The 12,196-nt window shown below is 43.8% G+C and carries 10 protein-coding genes; 9 read left to right on the top strand and 1 reads right to left on the bottom strand.

Translation table 11 applies throughout. The features are described from left to right. Positions 1-48: 48 nt before the first annotated feature. The 7 genes from V1500_RS02735 to V1500_RS02765 all read left to right on the top strand — a co-directional run bounded on the left by V1500_RS02735 (position 49) and on the right by V1500_RS02765 (position 8,218). Complete coding sequence (locus tag V1500_RS02735; RefSeq protein ID WP_409304106.1) at positions 49-1,047, top strand: LacI family DNA-binding transcriptional regulator; 999 nt, start codon at positions 49-51, stop codon at positions 1,045-1,047. A 191-nt stretch (positions 1,048-1,238) separates the two neighbouring features. Beyond that, the gene (locus V1500_RS02740; protein WP_409304107.1) at positions 1,239-2,060 is read left to right on the top strand and encodes a sugar phosphate isomerase/epimerase family protein; all 822 of its coding nucleotides are present in this window, start codon (positions 1,239-1,241) and stop codon (positions 2,058-2,060) included. A 32-nt stretch (positions 2,061-2,092) separates the two neighbouring features. Continuing rightward, positions 2,093-3,262, top strand: a complete 1,170-nt coding sequence (locus tag V1500_RS02745; RefSeq protein ID WP_409304108.1) for a substrate-binding domain-containing protein — start codon at positions 2,093-2,095, stop codon at positions 3,260-3,262. A 47-nt stretch (positions 3,263-3,309) separates the two neighbouring features. Then, the gene (locus V1500_RS02750) at positions 3,310-4,500 is read left to right on the top strand and encodes a Gfo/Idh/MocA family protein (protein WP_409304109.1); all 1,191 of its coding nucleotides are present in this window, start codon (positions 3,310-3,312) and stop codon (positions 4,498-4,500) included. 56 nt (positions 4,501-4,556) lie between these two features. Then, a complete protein-coding gene (locus tag V1500_RS02755; protein WP_409304110.1) occupies positions 4,557-6,056 on the top strand; it encodes a sugar ABC transporter ATP-binding protein in 1,500 nt (499 codons plus the stop codon). Further along, positions 6,037-7,029, top strand: a complete 993-nt coding sequence (locus V1500_RS02760) for an ABC transporter permease (RefSeq protein ID WP_409304111.1) — start codon at positions 6,037-6,039, stop codon at positions 7,027-7,029. Before V1500_RS02755 ends, V1500_RS02760 begins: the two co-directional genes overlap by 20 nt. Positions 7,030-7,054: 25 nt before the next feature. Continuing rightward, complete coding sequence (locus V1500_RS02765; protein ID WP_409304112.1) at positions 7,055-8,218, top strand: Gfo/Idh/MocA family protein; 1,164 nt, start codon at positions 7,055-7,057, stop codon at positions 8,216-8,218. Between the two features lie 374 nt (positions 8,219-8,592). On the opposite strand, the gene V1500_RS02770 is transcribed toward V1500_RS02765, so the two are convergent. Continuing rightward, positions 8,593-9,996, bottom strand: a complete 1,404-nt coding sequence (locus V1500_RS02770) for an MFS transporter (RefSeq protein ID WP_409304113.1) — start codon at positions 9,994-9,996, stop codon at positions 8,593-8,595. A gap of 377 nt (positions 9,997-10,373) precedes the next feature. On the opposite strand from V1500_RS02770, the gene V1500_RS02775 reads away from it, so the two are divergent. Continuing rightward, positions 10,374-10,865, top strand: a complete 492-nt coding sequence (locus tag V1500_RS02775; RefSeq protein WP_409304114.1) for a DUF1456 family protein — start codon at positions 10,374-10,376, stop codon at positions 10,863-10,865. 21 nt (positions 10,866-10,886) lie between these two features. Further along, on the top strand, positions 10,887-11,594 hold the full coding sequence (locus tag V1500_RS02780; protein WP_409304115.1) for a M48 family metallopeptidase: 708 nt from the start codon (positions 10,887-10,889) through the stop codon (positions 11,592-11,594). Positions 11,595-12,196 lie beyond the last annotated feature (602 nt).

Raw genomic sequence — 12,196 nt, forward strand, 5'->3', positions numbered from 1 at the left:
ATACTATGGACTACTACCGGAAGCACTGAGTGAAAGGAAACAAAAGTAATGGTAAGTATTGTAGATGTTGCGAAAAAGGCCAATGTTTCCACCGCTACTGTTTCCAGGGTGATCAATTCTGGAAAGGTTAAGAAAGAAACGAGCGAAAAAGTTTTAGAAGCGATTCAAAAGTTGAACTATCAGCCTAATATGCTGGCAAGACAGCTTAGAAGATTAGAAACGAAGACCATACTTGTCGTTGTTCCGGATATCACCAATACGTTCTTTTCTGGCATACTGCGAGGAATCGAAGCTATTGCAGCTGAGAATGGGTATCAAGTCCTTTTAGGTGATGCTCAAAATGACATACAAAGGGAAAGCAGCTTCTTGGACATATTGCGCCAGAAAAAAGCGGACGGGATGATCCTGCTGACAGCAAGGATAAACGGAGAGCTCATCGATGAGATTGCAAACGAATATCCGGTCGTGCTTGCGTGCGAATATATTGAGGGTTCGCAAATCCCGACAGTATCGGTTGACAACATCAGCAGTGCCCGAAAAGCTACCGATCATTTGATTGAGCTGGGGCATAAAAGAATCGGTTTTATTTCAGGGCCGTTAAATGTAATTGTAGGCCGTGACCGCTTAAAGGGATTCCAGCAGTCGATGGCCCAGAATGGCCTGCCGATAGACCCGCTGTTAGTACAGGAAGGAGACTTTTCCTACGAAAGCGGCTACAACATGATGCTGAAGCTTCTGGCAATAGAAGAGCTTCCGACAGCCGTATTCGCAGCGAGCGACGATATGGCGATGGGGGCAATAAAAGCTATAAAGTCGAGGGGGCTTAACGTGCCGGAGGATATATCTGTAATAGGTTTCGATGATATAAAATTCGCCTCAATCTTCGAGCCAGCCCTGACAACGATGTCGCAGCCAACATTCGAAATTGGAAGCAAGGCCATGACACTGCTTATCAAGATTATTAATTCTGAATGCGTAAGAGAAAAAACTCAATATATTCTTGCTGACAGACTTGTGCTGCGGGAATCAACAAGAAAATTATCTTAAAGTAATTTTTTTAACAACGTGAAGATATCTGAACGTAAAAATGAAAATGTAATGGATTACATTTGGTTTTGGAAAGATATCTTTTTAATATGCTTGAGATGTAACCGATTACATATCTCTTAAGGGAGGTGGTTTCGTTCACCAGCTATTAACCAAGCACCCAAAAGATAGTATAAAGGGAGGGAAAAAATATGAGACTAGGATATCAAACAAATACCTGGGGCGGTGTTGTAGGCCATCCTGCTGGAGTAACTTCGGTCAAGGACCTGTTCTATCTTGCCAATGGTTCTACAGAAGAAGCTCTGACAGATATCAGCAAAGCCGGATATACAGGTTTTGAGCTTTTTGATGGCAACCTCATGCAATACACAAGCCGAAAAGAAGACTTTCAAGCTTTGATGAACGAGAATTCCTTGAAGTTTATAGGGGTGTACTCAGGAGGGAATTTCATTTTCCCCGATATTTTAGAAGAGGAATTACTAAAAATCGAACAAGTTGCCGCGTTTGCAGCTGAGCTTGGAGCAGAGCATTTGGTGGTTGGAGGCGGGGCTATCCGTGCCAATGGCATTCTTGAAAGCGATTACCAAAGTTTAGGGAAAGCACTTGATAAAGTAGTGGATATTGCAAATAAACATGGTCTTATCCCGAGCTACCATCCGCATATGGGTACGATCGTCCAGTCACCGGAACAGCTGGATAAACTGATGCCGCTAACCACTATCAATCTATGTCCTGATACTGCGCATATCGAGGCTGGTGGGGGAGACCCCGTAGAAGTAATAAAAAAATATAGCGACAGAATTAAATATGTCCATTTCAAAGACTATCATAACGATGAATTTGTGCCGCTGGGTGAAGGTCATCAGCGGTTCGATGAAATGATCCGTCTGCTGGATGAAGCGGGATATGATGGCTGGGTTACCGTTGAATTGGACAGCTACCATAACCCGAAGTTGGGTGCAGAAATAAGCAGGAAGTATCTCGCGAAATATGAATCTATCAAACAAAAATAATTGAATGTTCTTAGATGAACAAGGGGGTCAATATGAGAAAGTTTATACTGATGTTCATTTCCGTTTTCATTTTAGCCAGCCTCGCACTTGCTGGCTGCAGCCAGTCTTCCGGATCCGAAGAAAACAAGGATAAGGAAGTAAAAACAGGCAAACCGGCCGAAACTTCAGGTCCGATTACAATCAACCCTGATCTGCCGGGCGATCAGCAAATTCTGAGTAAGGGGCCGCATGGTGAAGAAGCGGTATCTGCAAAGACACTGCAGCTGACCGAGGAAGAAATTGCAAAGGTTAAAGAAGGAAAGTATAAAGCCGCACTTGTTATGCACTATGCAGGTAATGACTGGGCTACTGCACAGATCAATGGATTAAAGGATACATTTAAAAGGATGGGAATTGAAGTAGTGGCAGTAACCGATGCACAATTCAAGGCTGAAAAACAGGTATCTGATATTGAAACGGTTCTGGCGAAAAAGCCTGACATCATCGTCAGTATCCCTGTTGACCCTGTATCAACTGCAGATGCATATAAAAAAGCAGCAGATGCAGGCGTGAAATTGGTATTCATGGATAACGCTCCAAGCGGGCTTGAGGCTGGAAAAGACTATGTCAGCGTAGTTTCTGCCGATAACTATGGAAACGGTGTACAGGCAGCGGATATCATGGCTGAAAAGCTTGGTAAAAAAGGAAAGATCGGCGTTCTCTTCCACGATGCTGACTTCTTTGTAACAAAGCAGCGTACGGATGCATTCGAAGCAACTCTTAAAGAGAAATATCCTGATATGAAAATTGTTGCCCGTGGCGGCATCACCGATCCAAACCAGGGGGAAAAGGTAGCTTCAGGTATGTTAACGAAAAATCCTGACCTTGATGGAATTTTTGCAGTATGGGATGTGCCGGCTGAAGGTGTGTTATCAGCTGTGAGAACCGGAGGAAAAGATGTTGTTGTCACTACAATCGATTTAGGAACAAATGTTGCCGTTGAAATAGCTTCCGATGGTATCATCAAAGGTCTTGGAGCTCAGCTTCCATATGACCAGGGGATTGCAGAGGCAATTCTGGCAGGACAGTCCCTGTTAGGAAAAGAAACTCCGGCATATGTAGCGGTTCCTGCCTTGAAGGTTACTAAGGATAATATCCTTGATGCCTGGAAGCTGGTATATCATGCAGACGCTCCAGATTCCATTCAAAATGCAGCGAAATAAATTTCTGTAAATCAAGAAATTATGAATGTCTTAGGAGGTAAAAGACAATGAAAAAAATTAACATAGGTATGATCGGCGGAGGCTTTATGGGAAAAGCGCATGCGCTCGCATATGCAGGAATGCCGATGTTCTTTTGGCCGGCACCTGCCATCCCATACCGCCATACAGTGGTAGATGTTACCGAGGAGCTCGCTAAGGATGCTTCCCTTCGGCTTGGGTTTGAAAACTACTCAACCGATTGGAGGGAAGTAGTGGAAGATCCGAATATCGATGTAATTGATATTGTTACTCCTAATGACTCGCATGCTGAAATCGCAATTGCAGCTGCTAAAGCTGGTAAGCACATCATTTCTGAAAAACCGCTTGCCAGAACTGCTGAAGAGGCTAAATCCATGCTGGAAGCAGTCGAGGCTGCAGGCGTCAAGCATATGGTAGCGTTCAACTATCGAAGAACACCTGCAGTTGCGCTTGCGAAAAAGTATATCGATGAGGGAAGAATCGGAAAGATCCTTAATTTCCGCGGCACCTATCTGCAGGATTGGTCAGCAGATCCTAACTCACCTTTATCATGGAGATTCCAAAAGAAAATTGCCGGGTCAGGTGCACTGGGAGATATCGGAACACATGTCATAGATTTTGCCCGCTACCTGGTCGGTGAGATTTCAGACGTAAACGCAGTTGCAAAAACCTGGATACCTGAAAGGCCGGTCCAATCTGGAGGGACCGATAAGCTAGGGACTGTCAAAGCTTCAGATGACGTTCCAAGAAGCGCAGTGGATGTGGATGATGAGTTCATGACACTCGTAAAGTTTGAAAATGGGGCGATCGGAAGCATAGAAGCGACCCGCAATGCCTGGGGCCGGAACAACTTCTTGACCTTCGAAATCCATGGTGACAAAGGTTCATTGTATTTCAATTATGAAAACAGGGATGAACTTCAGGTATCTTTCTCTGACGATCCGAGTGATGCGAAGGGCTTCAGGACCGTGTATACCGGACCGGCCACTCCATATGGAGAGGGGTTATGGCCAATTCCTGCACTTGGTATCGGCTACGGGGAAACCAAGATTATTGAAACTTATGATTTTATGAAATCAATCAATGAGGATACTGTTGTGTCACCGAATTTCCAGGATGGCTATCAAATCGCACTGATTTGTGATGCTATATTGGAATCCGCCGAAAAAAGTGAATGGGTGAATATCTCCAAAGTCGGTGCAAAAGTAAATTCATATTAAATTCTATAGGGGCTGCTCATTATGAGTGGCCCCTTCTAAAAAAGAAGGTGACATAGGTGGAACAGCCAATTCTTTCGATGAAAGGCATATCAAAATCGTTTAATGGCATTACGGTATTGGATTCGGTGGATTTTTCCGTGAATAAGGGAGAGGTCCATGCGCTAATGGGAGGAAACGGTGCAGGCAAGTCGACACTGATGAAGATCCTGACGGGAGTGTATACCGCAGACAGCGGTGAAATTACAATCGAAGGCAAGAAGGTTTCAATCAACAACACACAGGACGCAAGGGATAACTATATTTCGATGATTTTTCAGGAATTCAGCTTAATTCCCACATTGACTGTGGCCCAGAATATATTTTTAACCCGGGAATCAAGAGGCCCTCTTGGCTTGCTGAACGATAAGGAAGGTGTGGAAAAAACACGCCGTCTGCTAGAGGAACTGGAAGTGGATATTGATCCAAACGACACGGTAGCCGATCTTGGAGTGGGTTACTGGCAAATGACCGAGATAGCAAAGGCTCTATCCCAGGAAGCAAAAATACTGATCATGGACGAGCCAAGCTCATCATTAACCAAGAAGGAAACAGAAGTACTCTTTTCGTTTATAAATAAACTTAAGCGTAAAGGAATTTCGATCATATATATTTCACACCGCATGGACGAAATCTTCCAGATTTGTGATCGCATTACGATACTGCGGGATGGAAAAAACAAGGTGACGGAGAACATTGCAGATATTAGTTTGGAAGAGGTCATAAGGCACATTGTCGGAGCGGAAATGGATAAGGCCTTTGAGTGGCACGAAAGACCGTATCCAAAGGATTCCAAGCCTGTCCTGGAAGTAAACAATTTGGCATCGGGGACAAAAGTTAATGGGATCAGCTTTAAAGTGTTTCCGGGAGAAATCCTTGGTGTAGCCGGCCTGATGGGCAGCGGAAGGTCAGAGATGGCGCGGGCCATCTTTGGAATCGATTCAAAGGATACCGGAGAGGTTTTCATCAATGGAAGAAACACGAACATTAAAAGCCCGACTGAGGCTGTAAAGTCTGGCCTTGCTCTGATACCTGAAGACAGAAGGGTGCAGGGACTCGTGCTGGAACATAGTGTAAAAGACAATATGATTTTGCCGATTCTGCCAAAGCTCAAAAAGGGATTGTTCGTGGATGAACGCAGGTCGGATGAGATGGCCAGGGAGCTGGTTAAAAAACTTAACGTAAAAACGGATAATATCTTTAAGACATCAGGATTATTATCCGGCGGAAATCAGCAGAAAATCGTGCTGGCCAAATGGCTTGCCAGCGACCCGGATGTCCTGATCCTCGATGAACCGACCATTGGAGTGGACATAGGGGCTAAAACGGAAATCCTTGATATCATTCGGGAGCTCGCTGATGCCGGCAAAGCGATTGTGGTCATTTCCTCAGAGCTGCCTGAATTGCTTGCGGTAAGCGACCGGGTCATTGTCATGCAGGAAGGCAGGATCGTGAAGGAATTAAACAGAAGGGACATTCATACAGAGGAGGATCTTGAACATGCCATCCAGGGATATTAAAGTAAACGACCAGGTAACGATAAAAAATGTTACCGACAGAAAAACTTTTGATTGGCGCAGTTATATTGTTTATATCGCTTTCGTCGGAGTCCTTCTGTATTTCTCAGTCAGTCTCTTCGATGAAGGGTTTTTATCGAGCGACAATATTTTAAATATTGTCCGCCAGACAGCCATGATTACCATTATGGCCATCGCGATGACGTTTGTCATAAGCACAGGAGAGATTGATTTATCAGTCGGCTCGATCACCGCATTATCTTCACTCACTGCCGCTTTGGCAATTCAGGCGGGATATGGTGTGGTCGGAGGTCTTGTTGTAGGATTGGGAACCGGCCTTATTATAGGGCTTATAAACGGCGTGTTGATTACCAAGGTCTCCATTCCTTCCTTCCTTGTTACGCTGGGAATGATGGGGATTGTCAAAGGAATGGCGATGTGGATTACCGATACGGCGCCGGTTCCGATTTTGGACTCTACCTTTAACTTTTTATTTGGTTCTGGCGATATTGGGCCAATCCCTATCTTATTGATCTGGACACTTATTGCAACCATTATCGGGCATATCTTGCTGAGAAAGACAGCCTTCGGAAGACAGACGCTCGCAACAGGCGGAAATGAAAGTGCAGCCAGATTCTCAGGAATCAAAACAGATAAAATCAAGCTGTTCGTTTTCCTCGGAACAGGTCTGATGGCTGGTTTTGCAGGGGTTTTATACGCGGGCCGCATGCATGCAGGACGCTTTACCTTCGGTGAAGGCGACGAATTATCTGTAATAGCTGCTGTTATCCTGGGCGGCACTGCCTTATCCGGAGGAGTTGGTACGGTCATCGGTACAGTGATCGGTTCCCTGATGATGGGTGTTATTAACAACGGGTTAATCATCATGGGACTTGATGTAAGCCAGCAGCAAATCATTCGCGGTTTGATCATCATTCTGGCTGTAGCATTTGGCAGAAGAACATTGAAGAAATAGAATGGCTGTGAATGGGAGGGGGACAATGGAAAAAATCAAAGTGGGCATTATCGGTACGGGCTTTATTGGGCCAACCCATATTGAAGCAGTGAGAAGGCTTGGATTCGTGGAAGTAGCAGCAGTGGCGGGCAGCAGCCTGGAAACCGCTCGGTCAAAAGCCACGGAGCTGGGAATTCCCAAGGCATATGAGGATTATCGTGAAATGTTGAAAGACAGTGAAATCCAGGTAATCCATAATTGTACTCCGAATCATCTTCATTATCCGATAAACAAAGAGGCCATCCTTGCAGGCAAGCATGTGTTATCCGAAAAGCCACTGGCAATGGATCGGACAGAATCAAGAGAGCTGCTGGAACTGGCAAGAAAGCATAGCATTGTACATGGAGTGAATTTTAATTATCGTCAGTATCCAATCATCCAAAACCTGCACTCCATGGTAAAGGGCGGCGAGTTGGGCAAGGTCCATCTGGTTCACGGAAGCTACTTGCAGGACTGGCTGCTGTATGAAACAGACTATAATTGGCGGCTGGATCCTGAGTTTAGCGGAAAATCCAGGACAATTGCAGACATCGGCTCCCATTGGTGCGATCTCGTCCAATTTGTGAGCGGCAAACGAATTACCGAAGTATTCGCGGACCTGGCTACTGTCTTTCCGGTTAGGAAAAAAAGCGTTTCATCTGTATCTACTTTTGGAACAAACGAGGCTGCCGAGGAGCAATATGAAGAAGTGTTTGTGAATACAGAAGACTTTGCATCCGTCCTTGTCCGTTTTGAGGATGGCACAAGGGGATCATTTACTGTATCACAGGTCAGCGCAGGACGAAAAAACAGGCTCTGCTTTGAAATTGCGGGAGGGAAATCTTCAGCATCCTGGAATCAGGAAGAACCGGAAAAATTATGGCTTGGCCATCGGGACAAGCCCAACCAGGTACTTCTTGCAGATCCGGCATTGTTCACAGAAGAGGCCCGTCCCTCCATCCACCATCCCGGCGGCCACAATGAAGGCTGGCCTGATGCGCTGAAAAATATGATGCTCAATTTCTATTCATATATTCGCGACGGAAAAGACCCGTTGCAGGATAAACCCAACTTTGCAACATTCGAAGACGGCCATGTGTCGATGTGTATTACAGATGCGATATTGGAGAGCAATGAGCGGGAAAGATGGGTGAAGGTGAAATTGGATTGATACGAACCTGCAGGGCGGAGAAAGAACGGGTGGCTGCGAGGGGTATATAAAAAGTATGTTTAAGCTATTAAAAAATTCCCCTTGGACTTGTGTTCTCAGGGGATTTTTTTACGGTATTAGTCTGATTGCAACCAGGAATTTTTGCTTGATTGTTCACACTGAAAATATGAAAACACATGTACATAACTCATGCAAAAATTCCAGCCCTGATTAAGCTTGGTGTTGATAAATGCCAGAAAATCTTTTGCACCATTGGTAAGTTTAAAACATTCTGTTTCACCAGATGCAGGGGGCACAGACCCTCAAACAATTTATAACACAATTCATCAGGGCCGACCCGGGATCCGTGTCACCGACACAGATATGATACTAGTCTAGAAGGCTTTTTTATCGGTCATACTTGTCAATGCTATTTCTCCATTATTATATATATTCAGTCTATCAAAACTTCCATGTCTTTCTTGGACACATAAAAGTGCGATACAGCCAAGAATGCTTGGAATGGCGAAGGTCATAAACGCACTTTGCGGTTCCAGGCTGGTTGAAAGAAGAAGCCCTATGACAAGCGGGGCTATGATTGCACCAATCCTGCCTACCCCGACGGCTACGCCAACTCCAGTCGAACGCATCTCCTTCGGATAAAACTCAGAAATATAGGGATTTGCAAGGTTTTGCGTTCCTCCTGTGCAGGCACCGCCAATGGCAATGAGCACATACAGCAGCAATGAATTGGACGTCATGCTGAGTGCAACAAAGCATATGGCACCAAGCAAATACAAAGAGATAAGTACTTTCCGATGGCCGATTCGATCAACTAAATAACCGCCCAGCAAAGAGCCGACGATTTGCCCGATCCCTAAGACAAGACTGAACGAGAGGCTGGAGGTCAATCCATAGCCGGACTGCTGCATGATTTTTGGCAGCCAAGTATTTAATCCATATATCATCAGCAGACAGCTAAATACCATGATCCAGAATGCGAATGTACTGACGGCGCGGTTATTTGAAAACAACTTTTTGCCTTGAAAGCCTTTCGCACTTTCTTTCGCACTTGCATATTCAAAGTCATCTGTTTCTTTGTAATTTCCTTTTGGATTCACTAGATTCAAAATTTTTGCCAGTTGGTCTCCCTGTTTACGAAGAATATAATAAGATAGAGATTCAGGAAATTTTTTCAGGAATATCGGCAATGTGAAAAGCGGGATGATTCCTAGCCAGTATAAAAATCTCCAACCTAATTCCTCCATAATGTACATCCCGATAAGTGAAGCAAGAATTCCTCCAACTGAATAGCCGCAATACATGCTCGCAACTATAAGAGCCCTGTTTTTTTTAGGGGAATATTCCGTCATAAGAGAAATAACGTTTGGCATAAGCCCGCCCATCCCCAGGGCAGCTATGAAGCGCATGATCGTGAAAATAGTTATGGTTGGTGCCAGGCCGGCAAACAGCGAAAACACGCTGAATAATAACATGCAAATAGCCAAAACTTTTTTGCGGCCAACGATATCGGCCAGCGGGCCAAATACAAAAGCGCCCACCATCATTCCTATCAGTGTATAACTGCCGACAGCCCCGGCCTCCACAATTGATAAACCGAAATCCTCCATCATCAACGGCAGTCCTACTCCGTACATGGCAATATCAAAACCATCGAATGCAATCGCATACAGACACCATAAAAAAACCAATAAATGAAACTTATTGAACTTACTCGCTGCCATTACTTCAGCAGCATTAATTTTGCGTTGTTGAGGTCTTTCTGCTTTGGTAGTCATAGATTGCTCTCCCTTGCTTTGCAGTTTTTTGTATCATAGCATGGCAACAATGCTATAAAGTAACTGTTAATTTCGATAGTCAGTTATAGTTAAAAGCTATAGCACCGTTTTGCGAAACCCATGTTTGCTTTAATTCCCCCAGCACCACTTTAGAAGATGGACAAAAACGAATGAGGATGAAAACAAGAAGGTCTGGGAAACCTTCATGTGTTTGATATTCAAGTCCAGAATGAATAAAATGGGAGGAGGATATGAAGCGATAGAGGATATGAAGGCTGGTAATTACACTGCAGAGCGTTTATCCTATCATGGAATCAATAGCTAAAATCATCAGGACCAAAACAATGTATGCAGTTCAGGCTGCAGGAGGTTAATTAATGGAAAATAATGATATATTAATTCGATTAAGATATGCAATGGATATAAAAGATGTGGATATGGCTGAAATTTTTAAGCTGGGCGGTATTGAAGTGACGAAAGAAGAAGTGAGGCATATGCTCATAAAATCCAATGACGATGATCCGGAAAATGAAGACCAAATCAAAGTGAATAATAAGAAGCTGGAGTCATTTTTACATGGCTTCATTACTTTCAAAAGAGGGAAACAGGAGCCGAAAACAGGACAAGCTGTCGCACCAGCAGTCTCCAGCAATGAAAGCATCAATAATCTTCTGCTTAAGAAGGTCAAAATAGCGCTGGCTTTAACCAGGGAGGATATGCTTGATATCTTCGAAAAAGCAGGAGTGAGGATATCAAAAGGGGAATTAAGCGCATTATTAAGAAAAGCAGACCATAAGAATTATAAAGAATGCGGAGATAAGTTTGCGAGGAATTTTTTAAAGGGTCTAACGATAAAATACAGGGGATAAGGGCATACTCCGGGTGATTAGATGATACACACATACGCAGGGGAAACCATTTCTTTTGATGTTATATACAAAAAGCGGAAGTCCGCAGGAGTGTATATCGATGTTTATGGAAATGTTGAAGTCAGGGTACCCAAAGGCACGCCTAAGGAATATGTGCTTAAGTTATTAGAGGAAAAATGGGATTGGATCCAGCAGCATTCAAAGGAAATGAAAGACAGAATGCTTGGACCGCAGCAGAAGGTCTATGAGCACGGGCAAAGCTTTCTATATTTAGGAAACACATATCCGATACAATTGTTTCATGATATGAATCTAGCACAAGAATATGCAGTGTTCGAACAAGAGGCGCTGCATATATATGTCAAAGAGTTAGACGATGAAAGAATAAAACAGGCGTTGAAACGATTTTACTATCAACAGTGTAAGGCACTGGTAGAAAAGAGTATCCAGTCCTATCAAAGCAACTTTAAAACAAAACCTCGTGCCATCCGGATTACTGACAGTAAAACAAACTGGGGAACCTGTGATTCCAAGCTGCAGTTAACCTTTAATTGGAAGCTGGCCATGGCTCCTAAGAACGTTATTGATTATGTGGTCGTTCACGAAATGTGCCATATGGTTCACCTGAATCATGACCGATCTTTTTGGCGGCTTGTAGGAAAAATCATGCCGGATTACAAGGAAAGCGAAAATTGGCTGGCATTATCGAGCTGGAAGATGACTTTGTAGTATTTTGAATTGATTTGGGAATCTGGACGAAACGAATGCCGAAATAGAGCTAGCGAAGGGATTTTGATATGGCTGATGAAGTCCAGAAAACAGAACAGATTCGGGAAAGGGATCTCCATAAGTCTATGAAGATAAGAAAGCAGAAATAAGCAGGCAAAGAGATCTTCATTAAGGTGATGCAGATGAGAAAGCATTAATAGAGAAGGGAAAGGGTCCTTCATAAGTGTGATGTGTCTCCTTAGCAGGGATAGAGCACGGAAAAGATCCTTCATAAGGTTGATGCAGGACCATTAGCAGAGATAGGCTGTGAAAAGGTCCTTCATAAGGGCAGTGAAGTAAAGAATCGAAAACTGGGTCGTAAAAAGGCTGTTCATACGAAGCACTCTTTTTCAGTATTTGTTTCATCACCACACAGCTTGTTTATCCTGTTAAGGCTGTTTCAATCTCAATTCTTCGTTCGACGTGTTCCATATTTCTATACTGTTCTTTTATCATCGAACTGGCCTTCTTTTTGGCACCGTTTGATTTTTGGTGAATCTCTGCTAAAAAAGTTTAAAGAAGGACACTTTTTCATTGAATTCAGAAACTAAATTAGGCTCTTG

The sequence above is a fragment of the Peribacillus sedimenti genome (assembly GCF_046237635.1).
GTDB lineage: Bacteria > Bacillota > Bacilli > Bacillales > DSM-1321 > Peribacillus > Peribacillus sedimenti.